This is a genomic window from Hyphomicrobium album (assembly GCF_009708035.1).
In the GTDB taxonomy this organism is placed as follows: Bacteria; Pseudomonadota; Alphaproteobacteria; order Rhizobiales; family Hyphomicrobiaceae; genus Hyphomicrobium_A; species Hyphomicrobium_A album.
In genome coordinates this window covers 1832215-1848811 of the sequence record NZ_WMBQ01000001.1, presented here as the reverse complement: position 1 = coordinate 1848811, position 16597 = coordinate 1832215, and the positions used below count along the sequence as shown (strand labels likewise).

Annotated in this window: 16 protein-coding genes; 5 read left to right on the top strand and 11 right to left on the bottom strand. The window is 64.3% G+C overall.

All coding sequences use genetic code 11. The features are described from left to right. The first annotated feature begins 183 nt into the window (after positions 1 to 183). Together hpt and GIW81_RS08840 are read left to right on the top strand one after the other, a co-directional pair. Entirely contained in the window at positions 184 to 729 is a 546-nt protein-coding gene (gene hpt / locus GIW81_RS08845; protein ID WP_154738867.1) for a hypoxanthine phosphoribosyltransferase, read from the top strand. A gap of 22 nt (positions 730 to 751) precedes the next feature. Then, positions 752 to 1114: a response regulator gene (locus tag GIW81_RS08840; RefSeq protein WP_154738866.1), complete on the top strand. Its 363-nt coding sequence runs from the start codon at positions 752 to 754 to the stop codon at positions 1112 to 1114. 1 nt (position 1115) lies between these two features. Here GIW81_RS08840 and GIW81_RS08835 read toward each other — a convergent pair whose 3' ends face one another. Both GIW81_RS08835 and moaA read right to left on the bottom strand, forming a co-directional pair. Continuing rightward, entirely contained in the window at positions 1116 to 1865 is a 750-nt protein-coding gene (locus GIW81_RS08835; RefSeq protein ID WP_154738865.1) for a hypothetical protein, read from the bottom strand. Between the two features lie 39 nt (positions 1866 to 1904). Continuing rightward, the gene (gene moaA, locus GIW81_RS08830; RefSeq protein WP_324614941.1) at positions 1905 to 2930 is read right to left on the bottom strand and encodes a GTP 3',8-cyclase MoaA; all 1026 of its coding nucleotides are present in this window, start codon (positions 2928 to 2930) and stop codon (positions 1905 to 1907) included. Between the two features lie 94 nt (positions 2931 to 3024). Between moaA and GIW81_RS19055 the strand changes: the two genes are divergently transcribed. Further along, entirely contained in the window at positions 3025 to 3399 is a 375-nt protein-coding gene (locus GIW81_RS19055) for a hypothetical protein (RefSeq protein WP_229309122.1), read from the top strand. On the opposite strand, the gene mobB is transcribed toward GIW81_RS19055, so the two are convergent. Next, positions 3377 to 3883 (bottom strand): molybdopterin-guanine dinucleotide biosynthesis protein B, encoded by a 507-nt coding sequence (mobB, locus tag GIW81_RS08825; protein ID WP_324614940.1) that lies wholly within the window; start codon positions 3881 to 3883, stop codon positions 3377 to 3379. The two genes, GIW81_RS19055 and mobB, sit on opposite strands and share 23 nt — an antisense overlap. Then, complete coding sequence (gene mobA, locus GIW81_RS08820; protein ID WP_154738863.1) at positions 3876 to 4529, bottom strand: molybdenum cofactor guanylyltransferase MobA; 654 nt, start codon at positions 4527 to 4529, stop codon at positions 3876 to 3878. Before mobA ends, mobB begins: the two co-directional genes overlap by 8 nt. Before the next feature lie 117 nt (positions 4530 to 4646). Between mobA and GIW81_RS08815 the strand changes: the two genes are divergently transcribed. Continuing rightward, positions 4647 to 5753 (top strand): TRAP transporter substrate-binding protein, encoded by a 1107-nt coding sequence (locus GIW81_RS08815; RefSeq protein ID WP_324614939.1) that lies wholly within the window; start codon positions 4647 to 4649, stop codon positions 5751 to 5753. A 481-nt stretch (positions 5754 to 6234) separates the two neighbouring features. Here GIW81_RS08815 and GIW81_RS08810 read toward each other — a convergent pair whose 3' ends face one another. After that, positions 6235 to 7884, bottom strand: coding sequence for an FAD-dependent oxidoreductase (locus tag GIW81_RS08810; protein ID WP_154738861.1), 1650 nt, complete (start codon positions 7882 to 7884; stop codon positions 6235 to 6237). A gap of 49 nt (positions 7885 to 7933) precedes the next feature. Next, positions 7934 to 8266 carry a DUF5335 domain-containing protein gene (locus GIW81_RS08805; RefSeq protein ID WP_154738860.1) on the bottom strand — a complete coding sequence of 111 codons (333 nt, stop codon included), beginning with the start codon at positions 8264 to 8266 and terminating at the stop codon, positions 7934 to 7936. 200 nt (positions 8267 to 8466) lie between these two features. On the opposite strand from GIW81_RS08805, the gene GIW81_RS08800 reads away from it, so the two are divergent. Further along, entirely contained in the window at positions 8467 to 8943 is a 477-nt protein-coding gene (locus tag GIW81_RS08800) for a phosphate-starvation-inducible PsiE family protein (RefSeq protein ID WP_154738859.1), read from the top strand. Positions 8944 to 9043: 100 nt separating this feature from the next. Here GIW81_RS08800 and GIW81_RS08795 read toward each other — a convergent pair whose 3' ends face one another. From GIW81_RS08795 to GIW81_RS08770, 5 genes are all read right to left on the bottom strand, one after another. Continuing rightward, entirely contained in the window at positions 9044 to 10531 is a 1488-nt protein-coding gene (locus tag GIW81_RS08795; protein WP_154738858.1) for a J domain-containing protein, read from the bottom strand. A gap of 130 nt (positions 10532 to 10661) precedes the next feature. Then, positions 10662 to 11111: a cupin domain-containing protein gene (locus GIW81_RS08790; protein WP_154738857.1), complete on the bottom strand. Its 450-nt coding sequence runs from the start codon at positions 11109 to 11111 to the stop codon at positions 10662 to 10664. Between the two features lie 1889 nt (positions 11112 to 13000). After that, on the bottom strand, positions 13001 to 13894 hold the full coding sequence (locus GIW81_RS08780) for a cyanobactin maturation protease PatG family protein (RefSeq protein WP_267873838.1): 894 nt from the start codon (positions 13892 to 13894) through the stop codon (positions 13001 to 13003). Positions 13895 to 14134: 240 nt separating this feature from the next. Next, positions 14135 to 15928 (bottom strand): TRAP transporter large permease, encoded by a 1794-nt coding sequence (locus GIW81_RS08775; RefSeq protein ID WP_154738854.1) that lies wholly within the window; start codon positions 15926 to 15928, stop codon positions 14135 to 14137. Positions 15929 to 15946: 18 nt separating this feature from the next. Further along, a complete protein-coding gene (locus GIW81_RS08770; RefSeq protein WP_154738853.1) occupies positions 15947 to 16552 on the bottom strand; it encodes a TRAP transporter small permease subunit in 606 nt (201 codons plus the stop codon). Between the last annotated feature and the right edge of the window lie 45 nt (positions 16553 to 16597).

Genomic DNA, 16597 nt, shown 5'->3' with positions numbered 1-16597 from the left:
GCGCCAGGCTCCCAAGTTCTTCGAACTACGCGGGAACCGGCGATCAATCCGGTACGAATGTGGCGGGTTCGTGTGCAGAGGGCCGCAGATACAGGGTAAGCACGTTATGGCGGTATTGCGGGGGGGATGCAATGTGCTGCTATCCTCCCCTCATCGGGCAGATTGCGATTTGGAACAGCGGTCATGAACGAAGCGACTACGTCACCCGAGCTCGAGGTCATCTTCACCCCCGAGGCGATCGCTGCGCGCCTCAAGGAGCTGGCGCAGGAGATCGCGGGTGAGCGGCTAGAGAACCTGCTGGTGGTTGCGGTGCTGAAGGGCAGCTTCGTTTTCGCCGCCGACCTGATCCGCGCGCTGCACGCGGTCGGACTCGCGCCTGAGGTCGATTTCATGACCCTCTCGAGCTACAGGAAAGCACGCATTTCGTCAGGTCAGGTATCGATCCTGCGCGACATGGACCTCGACGTGCGCGGACGCCATGTTCTGATCGTCGACGACGTGCTCGATTCCGGTCGCACCCTAGCGTTCGCCAAGGATCTACTGACCGCGCGCGGTGCCGCGTCGATCCGCACCTGTGTGCTGCTCGACAAGCAACTGCCGCGTGCGGTCAATCTGGAGCCCGACTATTGCGCGTTCGAATGTCCCAATGAGTTCGTCGTCGGCTACGGCATGGACGTTGCGCATCGCTACCGCGAGTTGCCGTTCGTCGGCCGTGTCGTGCGGCAATAGGTGAGAAGGAAGGGGGCGCGCGATGGCGCGAATACTACTAGCGGACGACGATGCGGCGACCCGCGAGCTCGTAAGGCGTGCCCTCGAGGCGGACGGACACAGCGTGCATGTCACCCAGGACGGCAGCGAGGCGCTGGATTGCGTCGAAGGTGCCGGCGCGCAGAAGTTCGACGTGCTCGTCAGCGACGTGGAGATGCCGTTGCTCGACGGCGTGGCGCTGGCGCAGCGAGTGCTGAAGCAGCCGAATATTCGCGTTCTGCTGATGTCGGGCTTTGCCGAGCAGCTCGATCGCGCTCGGGGGCTCAAGAGCGGGCAAGTGGCAGTCCTGTCGAAGCCGTTCACGCTCGAGGAAGTTCGCTCCAGCGTGCGTAAACTGCTCGGCTAGCTCACGGTGGCTTCGCAGGCGGCTGCTGCTGCGCCGGCGTGGCCGTTGCCGGCGTCGCCACGGCTCCGGTGACGGGAGCAGACGGGGTCGGTGAGGCGGGCGGTTCAGGCGGCCGCGTGCAGTTGGCCTTGATGTTAATGTCTGCCAGCCGCTTACGCTCCGTCTTCGCATTGGAGAAAGGCGAGAACGACAGGCGTGTGAGCTTGTAAAGCTCGTCGGTGAAGGTGGCGCCGCAGTCGAGCACGAACTGGTGCATCTGTGCCATGCGGCAGCCGTCGAGGATCGGCACGGCGTCCTCGCCGGCGAGCTTCTTGTCGTAGGCCTTGGTCAGGCAGCGGTCGATGTCGGCCATGGTGGCGACGAGGTCGTCCTCGAAGGATTTCTCCAGCACCGTGAACTTCAGGTCGCCACCGACCTCGCGGATGACGAACAGGTTCAAAAGGATGTTCTTGTTCCAGTCGACGTAGGCCTCGTCGTAGGCCCGCTTGCGGAACTGGATCTCGTCGGGCGGAGCATTGCGGCGCATGGAGGAGACCACCATGCCGGCGCGCGTGCGCCTGTCGTAGATGAGGTTGGCCAGCGTCTCGACGGATTTTCTGCGCGTCTGCTGCGTTGAGTAGGTCTGCGCCAGCCAGGCGCCGACGCAGGCAGTGACCACGCCATTGAGAACCGCTGATATCAGAGCGAACAGAATGAGCTGCCGCCGCGTCAGCCGCGCCGAGCGGATCAACCCCATGCCGTACTTGGACATGCTCCCCTCCCGTCCCCACGGGAATAGGAGCTTACCAGACTATCCGCCTGTGACACTCATATGGCGTGCAACGGCGGGACGGCCGGCGCGCCGGTCGATGACGAAGTCGTGCCCCTTGGGCTTCAGAAGCATTGCCTCGTCGATGGCGGCGTGCAGGGCTGCGTCTGAGGAACCGGCGCGCAGTGGCTCGCGCAGGTCTACGGCGTCCTCCTGGCCGAGGCACATGTAGAGCGTGCCGGTGCAGGTGAGCCGCACGCGATTGCAGCTCTCGCAGAAGTTATGCGTCATCGGCGTAATGAAGCCGAGGCGTCCCCCCGTCTCGCGCACGCGGACATAGCGCGCCGGTCCGCCAGTTTGGTGCGGGATGTCCTCCAGCGTCCAACGGTCGAGAAGCCGCGCGCGCACGATCGACAGCGGCAGGTACTGATCGTGGCGGGCGCCGTCGATCTCGCCGAGCGGCATGGTCTCGATGAGCGTCAGGTCGTAGCCGCGGCCGTGGGCGAAGGTGATGAGATCGCCGATCTCGTCCTCATTGGTGCCCTTGAGCGCCACCGCATTGATCTTGACCTTGAGGCCCGCGGCGTCGGCAGCGTCGAGCCCCTCCATCACGGTGCCAATGTCGCCCCAGCGGGTGATGGCACGGAAGCGGTCGGGCTGCAGCGTATCGAGGGAGACGTTGATGCGCTCGACGCTGGCGGCCTTGAGTTCCTTGGCGAAGCGCTTCAGCTGGCTGCCGTTGGTGGTGAGGGTGAGTTCGTCCAGCTGCCCGGATTGGAGATGACGGGCCAGTGCCTCGAACAGCCACATGATGTTCTTGCGGACGAGCGGCTCGCCGCCGGTAATGCGCAGCTTGCGGACGCCGCGCGCGACGAAGGCCGTGCAGATGCGGTCGAGCTCCTCGAGCGTGAGCAGCTCCCGGCGCGGGAGGAAGCTCATATGCTCCGACATGCAATAGACACACCGGAAGTCGCAGCGGTCCGTCACCGACACCCTGAGGTAGGTGATCGAGCGGCCGAAACGGTCGACGAGCGCTGGCAGAAGCGGCGAATTGAGTTGGTCACCCACGTGTTGCGATGCGCTCCCGAAGCGATGTGGATTGCCGTGGCATACGTGCCATAGATGGTGTCCCGGCTGCCGGTAAGCTAGCGACCGCGGCGGGGTGATCAAGGGTTTTGTCGCATTCGGCGCCCAAGGGGAAGGCCGGTGGCGCCGTTCCGGCCGCAGGGTGCCGCTCACCGGCCGGCGGCTGCACGGGACAAACAGTATGCGCACGCTCGTGGCGCTCTTGGAGTGGCTCGCCGCTCGTGCCGGCGTGGCGGGCGGCGCAACGACGGCGGACCGCGCCGGACGGCTGGTGCCCACTCCCCACGACGGGCTGGAACCAGAAGTGAGCCGCTCGCTGGTCGAGCATTGGGCCCTCTGGCTCGCGGTCGGGCTCGTCTTGATCATTGTCGGCATGGGTTACGTGCGTCGCCGCTGGCGCGTGCGTGGCCAGTCGCCGCCCGCGTGGCTCACCTGGCTAGGCCTGCGATGAAGGCCGCGATGCCCTCGGCGTCGTCGAGATCGAATAGAGGCAGCCCGGCGGCGTCCGCTTGGTGATCGGCCGCCACGGCGACAATGCGGCTGTCGCTGGGGGCCAGCGGCTCGTTGGTGGGCGACGCGGTGCGCCGTACCTCGATCTTCGGTATTGGCGCCCGCTTGAACCCCTCGATGAGGACGATGTCGGCCTCGGCCACGTGCGGCGCGATTTCCGCGAGTTCGGGCGGCGGTCCGAACTGCCTCTTGCCGTCGATTTCCCACACCTGCGGGGCGATCACGATCGTCTTGATGGCGCCGGCGCGCGCGTGCCGCTCACCATCGGTGTTGCCGTCGGACGGCCGCAGGTCATGGTGGGTATGCTTCACGGTCATTACCCTAAGCCCGCGCGCCGCCAGCAAGGGAATGAGCCGCTCCACGAGCGTCGTCTTGCCAGAGTTCTTCCACCCGACGATGCCGACGAAAATGGGTGGTCTAGCCACGAGCCGTCTCGCTTGCAAAGAGCGAGCGCGCCTTCTCGAGGTCGGCCGGGGCATTGACGTTGAAAAACGGATCGATGCTCGAGCCGCCGATGACCACGGGCGCGAAGTCGGCGACCGCGCACCCCTGCGCGTCGGTGAAGCGGTGTAACGCGCGCACGTTCTGCTGCAGCGATTCGGCGACCGCGCCTATAAGGTCGGTGCGCCACAGCCCGGCGACTGGGTGACGCTCGCCATGTGATGCTGCGATTGCGCACGAAGCATGCTTGGAGAGCAGCGCCGCCTTGAGGCGTGCGACGAGGTCGAGCGGCAGGAAGGGGCAATCGACAGGCACGCTGGCGATATAGCGGGCCTCCGGCGTTTCACTCAACGCCCAGGCCATGCCGGCGTGAAGTCCGGCAAGCGGCCCTGCATAGCCCTCGATGCTGTCGGATACGACCGGCAGGCAACAGCCGGAAAAGCGCGCTGGGTCGCCGTTGGCGTTGATGACGATACGGCCGACCTGAGGACGCAAGCGTTCGAGAACATGCAGGAGCATCGGCTTGCCGCCGATGTCGAGCAGTGCCTTTTCGCGCCCGCCCATGCGTGAGGAACGGCCGCCCGCCAGGAGCACGCCTGTCACCTCGGCATCTATTTCGCTGGTGCGCATGGAAGCGATTTAGGCGCGTGCGCGACCCGGGGCAAGCCTGGGGTACGGCAATCGTTGTGGGCGCGGCGCGGGCAGGGATATAAGGGCGCCAGGCAGGAAGACAGAAGAGAGGCGTCCGTGAAGAAGCAGGTAAGCCGGCGCAAATTCCTCGCGGCCGCTGCGGCGGGAACCGCGGGAGCCGGCATCGCGGCGCCCGCGATCGCGCAGACGAAGCCGACGATCGACTGGCGCGTCGTGTCGAGCTTCCCGAAGTCGCTCGACACGATCTTCGGCGCCAGCGAGACGTTCGCCAAGGCGCTCATGGAAATGTCGGACGGTAATTTCCGCGTGCGCGTATTCGCGCCCACCGAGCTCGTGCCCGGTCTGTCGGCTGCCGATGCGGTGACCAACGGCAGCGTCGAGATCGCGCACACCGCGTCCTATTATTACTGGGGCAAAGACCCGACGTTTGCCATCCCGACCGCGGTACCCTTCGGCCTCAACTACCGCATGCAGAACGCGTGGATGTACCAGGGCGGCGGCATCGACCTCATGAACGAGTTCTATGCACGCTACAAGATCGTTGCCTTCCCCGGCGGCAACACCGGCACGCAGATGGGCGGCTGGTACCGGCGCGAGATCAACAAGCCGGAGGATTGGCGCGGGCTGAAGATGCGCATCGGCGGTCTCGCCGGCGCGGTTATCGCGCGCCTCGGCGGCGTGCCGCAGCAGATCGCCGGCGGCGACATCTATCCTTCGCTCGAGAAGGGCACGATCGACGCGGCCGAGTGGGTCGGCCCCTACGACGATGAGAAGCTCGGCTTCTCCAAGGTCGCCAAGTACTACTACTACCCGGGCTGGTGGGAGGGGCAGGCAATGCTCCACTTCTTCATCAACCTCGATAAGTGGAACGAGCTGCCCAAAAACTATCAGGCGATGATCCGCGCCGCGTCGTCCATCGCCAACATGAGCATGATGACGCGCTACGACCTGCAGAACCCGGCGGCGCTGCGCCGTCTGGCCATCGGCGGCGCCGAGCCGCGTCCATTCTCGGAAGCGGTGCTCGACGCTTGCTTCAAGGCGTCGAACGAGGTGTTCGCCGAGATCTGCGCCAAGAACGCCGACTTCAAGAAGGTCTACGACGCCACGCTGGCGATCCGCGGCGAGGACTATCTCTGGTTCCAGCTCGCCGAGCACACGTACGACACGTACATGATGATCCAGCAGCGCAAGGGGCTCGTTTAGGAGCCGCGATATGCGCGAACGCGCGCGCCCGCGCGGCGGTCCGCCGGGTTGAGAAAGAGCAAGGGGCGCGGGGCGGGGAAACGCCGCGAGCTTGACTTGTTTTTTTGAGCGGCACCTCGCCGCCCCGCGCAGGATTTGGGGCATACCCGCGGCATTTCAGGGGTTTCCCCCTCCGGGACTTTCACCCGGTGGGCGCGGCGAGCCTCAGGTAGTCGGGCGCCGCGTGAGCGCGCGTGTACCCGACACTGCAGCCCGCCCTCGATACAGGAACGCCTCGAGACCGACCCCTTGCGCGGGGCGGGATGGGGGGATTTTACTCAAGGAGACGAGCGCGGGGGATAAGTCTCTCGATCATCCCGACGCTGTGATGTCCGCTATGGGCCAATAGCGGACATCAGCGGCAGGCACGGCTTATTGGAGCTTCCATCGCGGGAGGAGCAGTCCTGTTGCGGAGCTCGAAAAGTCCGCTCCACCCTGTTGGTCACATGGCCTTCAGGTACTCGTGCACGAACTTCACCGCCATGGCGCCTTCGCCCACTGCTGAGGCGACGCGCTTGATCGAGTCTGCTCGCACGTCTCCAGCTGCGAACACGCCGGCGCGGCTCGTTTCCAACAGGAATGGCTCGCGCTTGGCGGTCCAATGGGGAGAGCGCACGAGTTCCGCTCCTGTGCGGACGAACTCTTTGGCGTCCTTCTCGATCTCCGGCGGCAACCAGTTGGTGCGGGGCTCGGCCCCAATGAAGCTGAAAACCGCGGCCGTCGTCAGCGTTTGCGCCTCGCCGGTTTCGTTGTTCACGATCTCGATCTCGCGCAAGTGGTTGTCACCCCGCATGGCGCGCACGGTGGTGTTCAACAGCACCTCGATGTTTGGCGTCTGCTGGATGCGCCGTGCGAGGTAGGCTGACATGTTGGCATAAAGATCATTGGCACGAATGATGAGATAGACCTTACGGGCAATAGTGGAGAGGAAGACCGCCGCCTGTCCAGCGGAGTTGCCGCCGCCGATGACCACGGCTTCCGCCTTTCGGCACAACGGCGCCTCGTTGAGCGTGGCCGCGTAGTAGACACCGCAGCCCTCGTAGCGTTCACAGCCTTCCGCCGGAAGCCGGCGATAGTCGGCGCCGCTGGCGATCAGCACACACTTGGCGGTCAGCTTCTCGCCTCCGTCGATGTGCAGCGTCGGGTACTGGCCCTCTAACGTGAGGCGGATAACCGGTGAAGGAACCGCGATGTGTGCCCCGAACTTGTTCGCCTGCACCGTCGCGCGCTCGGCCAGTTCGCTACCGGCAATGCCTGTCGGGAAGCCGAGATAGTTCTCGATGCGCATGCTGCGGCCGGCTTGGCCGCCTGGGCCTGCACTCTCGAGCACCACGGTGGTCAATCCTTCCGAGGCGGCATAAACGGCCGCGCCGAGCCCGGCCGGCCCGGCGCCCACCACGATCAGATCATATGTCGTGTGTTCGAGCGCGCGGCGGATGCCGAGCGCCTCGGCGAGCTCTCTGTCCGAGGGGTTGCGCAAGATCAGCTTGCGCCCCCACGTCACTACGGGCGTGTCGGCCTCGCTCACTCCAAACTGCTTCAGGATCCGTGTGACGTCGGGGTTGGCTTCGAGATCGAGCCACGTAAAGGGAAGCCGGTTCTTGGCTAGGAAGTCGCGTACGCGCGAGGTGTCGCTCGAGTAGCGCGAGCCTATGACGCGAATGCCGGCGAATTCCCCAGACTCTCGCAGGAGCTGCCGCCGCGCGATGAACGCCTGCAGTATCGTGTCGCCGAGCGCCGGGTGCAGGTTGATGATCTCGCGCACCCCGCCCGGCGCAATCTCGTAGACCTCGCAGTCCCCTCGCGCCACGGCACTCACCAGGGCCGCTTCGCCGGTCAGATGTGCAACGTCGCCCGTGAAGTTTCCCGGGCCATGAATCGTGACGGTCTTGGGCACATCCCCAGATTCATCTACGATCTGGACCTTGCCCGACTTGACGATGAAAAACCCGAAGTCGCGGTCACCCGCCTGAAACAGGCGCTGTCCGTCCCGAAAGCGCTTGAGCATCGCCGCGCTGCAACGGTCGAGGCCCGCCATCTGTTCGTCCGTCAGCTTTGGAAATGCGATGGTGTTGAGGTCATGCGCGATCATGACAGGTCCCCGGTCGGCGACTGGCCGGCGGTTTTGCTTGAATCTTTTTCTACGGAGCCGGCAGCATCAGCGGCTCTCTAAATTTCACAATGTTTCGAACCCCGTCCGCATCGACGATCTCGAGAGCCGACACAAGCCCGCCCTGCTGCTGAAAGTGTAGTTCACGGGGATGAGAGATGATGTGGTCGAGCCCCTCTAGGGCTACTTCGACGATGTCGTCTTTATGATCGTACGCGATGCCTATGATGGGCACCCATTCCGCGGCGATCTGGTCACCGAGGCTAAGGGCTGCGATCTCGATCTCGGCCTGTTTGCCGCTCAGGCTCTTGGATAGCGTGTCCAGGGCCGCGCGCCATTCGCTCTTGTCGATTTTCTGATTCATTACATTTTGACCTCGGCTGAAGGGTTCTCCCTATGCCTTTCGCAATCAAGCTGTCCTATGCAAAGCAGCGAAGAGTTCACTTGGTCAACGTAGGCAATTAGAGATAATGATGAGCCGTTGTCCCGGGTTCACGCCACCGTGAGATTATTTCAGCAGGCCGGCCAATTGCCGGCGTGAGAGTGTCGAACGAGGAATCCGCAATGATGATATTTGGCGAAACGCGGGCCAACTGGGCTGGGCTCAACCTCTATCAGCGCTTCGAGCAGGTCGTTGTTCTGCTGCTGGGCTTCCTCATCTCCGTCGTTATCGTCGCGGCTCTCATCAACGTGCTGCAAACCGTGTTCGCGTTGCTGCGTCTCGGCTTGCTTGATCCAGCCCGGCCAGAGGTATTCCAGACCGTTTTCGGGATGATCATGATCGTGCTCATCTCGCTTGAGTTTAACCACACGATCGTGGGGCTCCTGGACCGTGGCCGCAGCATCGTCCAGGTTCGCGCGGTCGTGCTGATCGCCCTACTCGCCGTGCTGCGCAAGTTCATCGTCATTGAGATAGGGGAGACCGACGCGCTGGTCCTCCTGGCCTTGTCGGCGGCCACACTCGCTCTCGGCGGCGTTTATTGGGCCGTGCGCGAACAAGACAGAGCAATGCGAACGACCGACGACGACGCAGCGAGCTAGGCCCGCTCGGAGGCCCGGCGGCCGTGCGCGCCAAAAGTCTTATTGGTGTTGACCGCGATTAAGTCCACTTCGGGTCAGGAGCGACGTCGGCGCGGCGGCCTCAGGGCGCGCGTTTGCCGCCGATGACGTCCCACGCCGCGTTGATCTGCTTCATCCGCAACTCACGCAGCTCTCGATCCTCCGGGCTCGTCGCATAGTCGGGATGCCAGCTGAGGCGCAGACCGTCGACGATCTTCTTGACGGCGATCTCGCTGACCTCTGGCGCGACGCCCATGCCCAGGACTTGCAGCGCTTCCTCGCGCGTTTGCGGTATGGCGTCGCCCCAATTTGCCGGCGCCCCGCCGCGCTGTGGCGCGGGGGATTGCGGTGTCGCACCTTCAGGCGCGCTCGTAGCGAGCGAGCGGCCCGCTCGCACCAATTCCTTGCCGCCCGCCCGTCCATCGAATGAAACCGCGGCGATATCGCGCGCGAGCGTGAAGGCCGGTTCGGTTTGGTGGCGCCGATAGGCGAACAGCAATGCGAGCAAGCCGAGCATCGTCACGCCGCCTACGCCCAACAGTGCCGGGCTTACCGATTTCGTGAGGTCGTCGACGAGGGTGACCGCGATCGGTTTGCTTTTGCTTTCCTCCACGGGCGGCGCGGGGTCGGCGTGTGGCTCTTGGCGGGTATCGCTTTCGGCGACAACAGCAGGTGGAACTTTGGCCTCCGCCAGAGCGGCAGTCGTCTCTGGAGGCGCTATAGCCACCTGCTCCGGCGCCGCCTTGGCGCTCGGCAAGCCCGGCTGATTGATGATGGTCGGAGTGAGCGGCGTGCCAGTCGCGGTCTCCGTTGCAGGATCCGTCGCAGTCGGCGGCGTGCCGTCGGGCTTTGCAAGTTCGGATGGTGCGGGAACGGGCGCACTCTTGGCGACCGGCGGTGCGGCGGGTGCCTTCACCGGCTTCTCGGGCTCGCGTGCCGGCGCTGGTGCCTCGGCACGGATGGGCTTGGGGACAGGGCGCTCGGCAACCACGGGAGCAGCTGCCGTCTGGGGTGCCGGTGCGGGCCCCTTGTCCGCAACAAAGATGGCATCCAGTTCGAGCATCGGCGCAAAGCCCGCCGGCATCTCGACATTCGCCCGTTCCATGTTGCGCCGTTCTGCACAGTACCTGCCGTGGCGGCCAGCGCGCCAGCCATAGCGCGCTTCCCTGGCGCACGGGTCGTCGGGCCGCAGGCTCCAGCTGGGCGGCATCTCCAAGTGCATGCGCCCGTCCTCGACCCAGCTGCGCCCCCCGTTGTGCGTGTCGGCGGCGGCAGACAGGGATACCCACGGCAGGCGTTGGCCCCCACAGTCGACATCGAAACGGTAGAGCTTCCACCGCCGGCACATGTCCGGATTGGCCGGGGAGCACTCGGTGAAGTCGCGCTCCTCGCGCCGGCCGATGACGCGGTAGCCCTGATCGGGCGCTGGCGTGAGCACGGGCTCGCCGCCGACGACGCGGCAGGCGTACGGCAATACCAGCAGTTCGCCGGCCGCAACCGTTGTGCAAAGAAGCGTCGTCGCGGCGACGAGCGCCGCAGCCGTGATGCGGTTGATCGCAAAAGAGCGCATGAGTGCCCCGCCAATATGAAATCGCTCTTGAGGGGCCTACCTCCGCCCGCGGCGTGGCGCATTTATGACGTGAGCGAGCTTAAGACACGGGCGAATCTAGGGTTTACGCCCCAGCCCCGTCCCTGTGGCGTCATGTCGAGGCGGTCTTCGACATCAACCGGGCAATCGCTGCGTCGGCGTACGCCTCGAGCTCGGGCAGCAGCACGACGCTCTCCTGCTCGTTCGGATCGGTGCGGGCGATGACGGCCGATATCGGCTTGTCGCTGATGTTGATCGGCAGATGCGGGACGCCCGCGGGGATGTAGAACAGGTCACCCGCCTTGGTGACCGCCTGATGCTGCAGCTTGTCGCCGTAGAGCGCGACGGCCTCGCCATCGAGAACGTAGATCGCCGTTTCGTGGCTTGCATGCATGTGCGCTTTGGCCCTGCCGCCCGGCGGGATGGTCAGCAGATGCATGCAGATGCCCTGCGAGCCGACAGTCTCGGCGGCGATGCCGCAGAAATAGGTGAGTCCCTGCTTGCCGTCGTAGGTGTCGTCGGGGCGGACGAGCCGGCAGGTCGGCGCGGAAGGATTGCTCATGCGGGAGCCTCCAACAGAATCTATTCCGCCAGCCTAGCCTATTCCGCCTACGGCTTCACGATCACCGGCGGCACCGACATGTCGAGCTTGCTCCGCAACCCGACGCCCGGCGCGCGCCCAATACCCGCGAGCTAATAGCATCTGATGTGATCGGTAAACTGAACCGCATCGCGAATGGGGCAGCACTTCCAAGCCCCAGTATAGTGACCTATCGCCCCGACCGTTCCCGCCTCACAACAGGTGTAACGCGCGCCCCAAGGCGTCGTATTAGTGAAACCCCCACACACCGGAAGGTGTGGCGGACAGCAGCTCGTATCGCTGCATTTCGTCCATCCACTGGGACATCTGCATGTTCCATTCACGCAAGAAACCTGTGTTGGAACGCAGTTGGCTCCCTCACACCAACTTGTCGGTCCGCATTTCCTATTGCAGCCGCCGCAATTGTCTATGTTCGTCCCGGTGTTGACGCATGCGCCATTGCACTCCGTGGTGCCGGCCGGACAGACGCATGTTCCGTTGACGCAAGCCTTGGGCGAAGGGCACGACACGCCGCAGGCACCGCAGTTATTCGGATCCGACCTTACGTCGATGCATCTGCCCGAGCACAGCCTATGCCCTGGCGGACATCCGCACATTCCATTTACGCATGGAACCCCCGGGGCGCATCGTTGTCCGCAGCCGCCGCAGTGATTCACATCGGCCTGCGTGTTCGTGCAATTCCCCGAGCAGCAGGTTTCGCCCGGCGCACAAGTGCGAGCACAGCTCCCGCAGTGGCCCCGGTCGGTCTGCAGATCGACGCAGACGCCCGAGCAATCTGTCAGCCCCGTGCGACACATGCAGCGACCACTGACACAGACGCGGTCGTTGCTACAATGGTTGCCGCAAGTCCCGCAGTTATTGCGGTCGGTTCGAAGATCGACGCAAACGCCTGCGCATTCGCCCTGCGGGCAGACGCATCGTCCCGCCTGGCAGACTTGGCCCTCCCTGCAGGCGATTCTGCAGCCGCCGCAGTTGTTCGGGTCGGTTGTGAGGTTGCGGCATTTGCCCGATTTGGCGGCCCCCGGGAGGGCGCAGCAAGCCCGGCTATTGCTCGCACAGACTATGCCGCAGCCGCCGCAATTCGGATCGCGGTTGAAAAAGACGCATTCGCCTGAACAACAGTGCTGATCCGGTAAGCATTCCGTCCCACAGGAGCCGCAGTTGAAGCGGTCCGACGACAGAAGCCGGCACGTTCCGCCGCAATCCGTAAAGCCTGACGGGCAGTAGCAGTCGCACCTGTCCGGGTCCTGCAGTTTCCCACCTGTGCACGGATCAGGACAGACGCACTGGCAGGTATCCGGGTCCTGTATTTTCGGCCATCGACAACGAAAGGGGCCGGACAGGCATCTGCAGCTGCAATCTGGAGCCATGCCCTTCGGCGGTGGGCACGAAGGCCGGCACAGGCCGCCGCAAGGTGTTTGGCCGGGGAGGCAGCAGAGGCCGTCGCGCCAGAGATCGGCGCCCTTCGTCTGAGCATCTGGCTGGCAAAGCAGGCCACCATCGCAACCATGGCGCCGCCGGCAGTCCGACACAGCCTGATCTCGCACATACTCGCAGTTTACGTTCCGTCCGAGCCAGATTGCGCATCGAACCTCGGTGGCAGCAGCGATCTGCCAATTTGAGCCGCACTCTCGGCCGCGCTCCTGATAGCAGCCATTGTATTGGATATCGGCGCCATCAATGCACGTCCGCAGCTTTGGCTGGGAACACGATTTCCCAACTACGCCAAGCTGTCCCGGCGATACGACGACGGGAGACGCCACGATGTAGTTGTTGTGCGACGCATACAGGCTCTCGCCGGCATAAAGCCCGGGAACACGCATTGCGCTCACCCAACTTCCGCGCTGCTGTCAGTGCCGCTGCACGTGTGGACCCAATTGCGAGATGAGGAATGGGAAGAGATCCGTGACATCGACGAGCGCAGAGAACTGCTGCTCATTCGGTGTCTTCCGAGATTTGAAGGTGAAGCTCGTCTCGATAATTCTGCGCCCGGCCGAAAGATCGCTGTAGCCGCCGCGAGCGGCAGCCAGAACGAAGTCGTCGGCCAGCATTTGCGCTGCCAAAGCATGCAGCTCTGCCGAACGCGTCGCGAGGTAGTTGAGAGCGCGATGTTCGTCGCTCGACCCCGAATTCCTCACGCTCCCGATGATCATTGTAACCGCCCTGGTTGCCAGTTCAGCGAATTTCGCCGGTTCGATGCTTGGCGGGCGTGCGAGCTGGCGCGCGAAAGCCTCGGCTTGGAAGGAGTACAACTGCGCGGGTGCCACAACCGGCAGCATGGCGCCGTTGCAGGCACTGATTGAAGCTCGCGGCCCCATGTGCCCAATTACGACATCGATATCGCGGGTGTTGCCCTCGTCGCGCAATGTCTCCAGGAGCCAGCCGAGTTCGGTTGCGCAATTCGGTTTTACGATCAGCAGGTCGACGGTCTCGGCCGAAAGCACCCAGCACATTTGGCGCCCAATGTACTGAGATTTTGGATCCGAGAATGCTTTCTTGAGAACAGAGGGGTCCAGCTTGTCTTTGACGACCGCCGATCCGATGGCCTGCGCCAACTCCTTCTCCACCCCGACATTCGGAAAGCGGGGTCGAATGCGCCCGATAGCGTAGCAATGTCCGATAGCCGTCGCGTGGTCGTGCGCCAATTGCCCTGAGCAGCTAGGGCAAGCGCCGCCGCAAGAGCACCCCCCCGGTGGTTGGCCGTTCGCCAAAAATCCAGCGGACCCATCCGCGCCAAAGACCATGCCCGCTGCCGCAGGCCCAATACCTGACATGTCGACAATCTCCCCTCATCAATGAGCTACAAAATATCTTTCAAAGGTTTGTGAGTTGATGACAGTGCCACTGGAATGTTTTCTGACTACAGCGAAGAGCGGGACGCAAACGCGTCGAAGAATACGCGCGAATGCGTAACCGTCAAATGACAGGTGCCCAAACAATGTTTTGATGGCGCGTCCGTGTAGCGCGAAGCTTTATGGCCGTCGTTACGGCTTCACGATCACCGGCGGCACCGACATGTCGAGCGTCGGTGCGCCGGGGCCGGTCGTTTCCGGCGGCGGGGCGCCGGGGATCGCCGGGGGATAGGGCGGCAGCTCGAAGCCTTGGCTCTTAAACGCCGGTGCCTTCGAGTCGTGCGCCATGCCGGTACTCGGAAGCGCGCGCGGGAGGGGACTCCGATCATGGCCGACGAGGCCTGGGAAGGCGATGAGCAGCCCCACCATAATGAGCTGGATGAAGACGTACGGGACGGCACCCCAATAGATCTGGCCGGACGTGACGGGCGGCATCGTGCGCCCCGTGACCTTGTCGACGTAGGGCACGCGCGGCGCGACGGAGCGCAGATAGAACAGCGCGAAGCCGAACGGCGGATGCATGAAGCTCGTCTGCATGTTCACCGCGAGGATCACGCCGAACCAGATCGGGTCGATGCCGAGCGCCTGCGCTGCCGGAGCCAGCAGCGGCACGATGATGAATGCCAGCTCGAAGAAATCGAGGAAGAAGGCGAGGAAGAATACGAGCACGTTGACGAAGATCAGGAAGCCAACCTCGCCGCCGGGCAGCGACACGAGCAGATGCTCGACCCAGAGGTGGCCGTTCACGCCGTAGAAGGTGAGCGAGAAAATGCGCGCGCCGATGAGGATGAACATGACGAAGGCGGAGAGCTTCGCCGTCGCTTGGGCGGCCGAGCGCACGATGTCGTAGCTGAAGCGGCTGGGGTTGCCCTCGCTCAGGCGCTTGCCGAGCGCCAGCAGTATGGCGCCGACCGCGCCCATGGCGCCGCCTTCCGTGGGCGTGGCGACGCCGATGAAGATGGTGCCGAGCACGAGGAAGATGAGCAGCAGCGGCGGCACCATCACGAATACAACCTGCTCGGCAAGGACCGACAGCAGGCGCGGACCGCCGCTCCGCTTGAAGACCCAATTTGCTCCCGCGATCGCGATGGCAATGCAGATGGCCAGCGTCACCGTGAGAATGACGAAGTCGGCGCCCGATCGTTCGCTGCCGCGCATTAGGAACCATGCAGCGGTGCCGCAGACCGCCACGAGGACGACGAGAGAGCGATAGCCTCGGGATCCGTCCGGCTCGCGATGGATGATGGCCTCAGGGGGAAGGCCGGGAGCAGCCTTCGGCCATATCGACGAGACGATGAAGGCGAACACTGCATAAAATCCGGCCAGCATCAGGCCGGGCACCAGCGCGCCCGTATACATGTCGCCGACCGAGCGGCCGAGCTGATCGGCCAGAACGATGAGCACCAGCGACGGCGGTATGATCTGCGCCAGCGTTCCGGACGCGGCAATCGTGCCGGTCGCAAAGCGCGCGTCATAGCCGTAGCGCAGCATGATGGGCAGCGAGATCAGACCCATCGAGATCACCGAGGCGGCGACGACGCCGGTCGTGGCGGCGAGTAGCGCACCGACGAAGACCACCGCGTAGGCGAGGCCGCCACGCACCGTGCCGAACAGCTGGCCGACCGTCTCGAGCAGGTCCTCGGCCATGCCGGAGCGCTCGAGGATCAGACCCATGAAGGCAAAGAACGGGATAGCCAGCAGCGTGTCGTTGGCCATCACGCCGTATATTCGCTCCGGCAGTGTGCCGAGCAGCGGCCATGAGAGGTTGATGGCGCCCCCGGAGTGGGGCGCCAACTCCACGCCGACGACGAAGAAGATGAGACCGACGGCGGCGAGCGAAAAGGCGACGGGATAGCCGAGCAGCAGAAAGCCGATCAGCGCCAGGAACATGATCGGCGCGAGGTTCTGTGCAATCAGCTCGAGCATGCCCCCGCCCCGTCCCCTCTAGCGCTTCTGATCTGCGGCGCGATCGCCCAAGATGGCCGCGACCTCGAGGCCACCGGCGGTGCGGGCGGCGGGATGGCCGCCGTCGAGCCAATCGTTGGGCAGGTCGCCGTTGATGATGGCGATGCGCTTGATGAGCTCGGACACGCCCTGCACGGAGAGCAGGGCGAAGGCGAGCGGGATCAGGAATTTGACAGGCCACTGCGGCAGGCCGCCGAAGTTGGACGACTGCTCGTTCTGCTGCCACGACGACACGAAGAAATCCCACGAGGTGTAGGCAACGAGCGCCGCCATCGGCAGCAGGAAGAACACGTGACCGATAATCTCGATGGCATTGCGCATCCAGCGGGGAAAACGCTCGTTCACGATGTCGATGCGGATGTGCTCGTTGAGCGCCAGTGTCCACGGCGCGGCGAGGAGGAACACGGCGGCGAACAACCACCACTGCATCTCGAGCCAAGCGTTCGAGCTTAGGTCGAACAGTTTGCGGCTGACGGCATTGCCGGCGCTGATGATGGCGGCAACCACAACCAGCCAGGCGACGGACTGCCCGATCACGCGCGTCGTGGCGTCGATCCAGCGGCTTACCGCCAGCAGCCCCTGCATTTTTTTCTCCCCATTGGCGCGCCGGTCGGCGGTCCCGCCCTGCAC

Coding starts and splice junctions, on each gene's coding strand:
- GIW81_RS08835 (WP_154738865.1), bottom strand. CDS start 1,865: ATGTCCAAGTACGGCATGGGGTTGATCCGCTCGGCGCGGCTGACGCGG.
- GIW81_RS08795 (WP_154738858.1), bottom strand. CDS start 10,531: ATGCGCTCTTTTGCGATCAACCGCATCACGGCTGCGGCGCTCGTCGCC.
- GIW81_RS08770 (WP_154738853.1), bottom strand. CDS start 16,552: ATGCAGGGGCTGCTGGCGGTAAGCCGCTGGATCGACGCCACGACGCGC.
- GIW81_RS08780 (WP_267873838.1), bottom strand. CDS start 13,894: ATGGTCTTTGGCGCGGATGGGTCCGCTGGATTTTTGGCGAACGGCCAA.
- GIW81_RS08790 (WP_154738857.1), bottom strand. CDS start 11,111: ATGAGCAATCCTTCCGCGCCGACCTGCCGGCTCGTCCGCCCCGACGAC.
- GIW81_RS08775 (WP_154738854.1), bottom strand. CDS start 15,928: ATGCTCGAGCTGATTGCACAGAACCTCGCGCCGATCATGTTCCTGGCG.
- GIW81_RS08810 (WP_154738861.1), bottom strand. CDS start 7,884: ATGATCGCGCATGACCTCAACACCATCGCATTTCCAAAGCTGACGGAC.
- GIW81_RS08800 (WP_154738859.1), top strand. CDS start 8,467: ATGATGATATTTGGCGAAACGCGGGCCAACTGGGCTGGGCTCAACCTC.
- GIW81_RS08840 (WP_154738866.1), top strand. CDS start 752: ATGGCGCGAATACTACTAGCGGACGACGATGCGGCGACCCGCGAGCTC.
- hpt (WP_154738867.1), top strand. CDS start 184: ATGAACGAAGCGACTACGTCACCCGAGCTCGAGGTCATCTTCACCCCC.
- GIW81_RS08805 (WP_154738860.1), bottom strand. CDS start 8,266: ATGAATCAGAAAATCGACAAGAGCGAATGGCGCGCGGCCCTGGACACG.
- mobA (WP_154738863.1), bottom strand. CDS start 4,529: ATGCGCACCAGCGAAATAGATGCCGAGGTGACAGGCGTGCTCCTGGCG.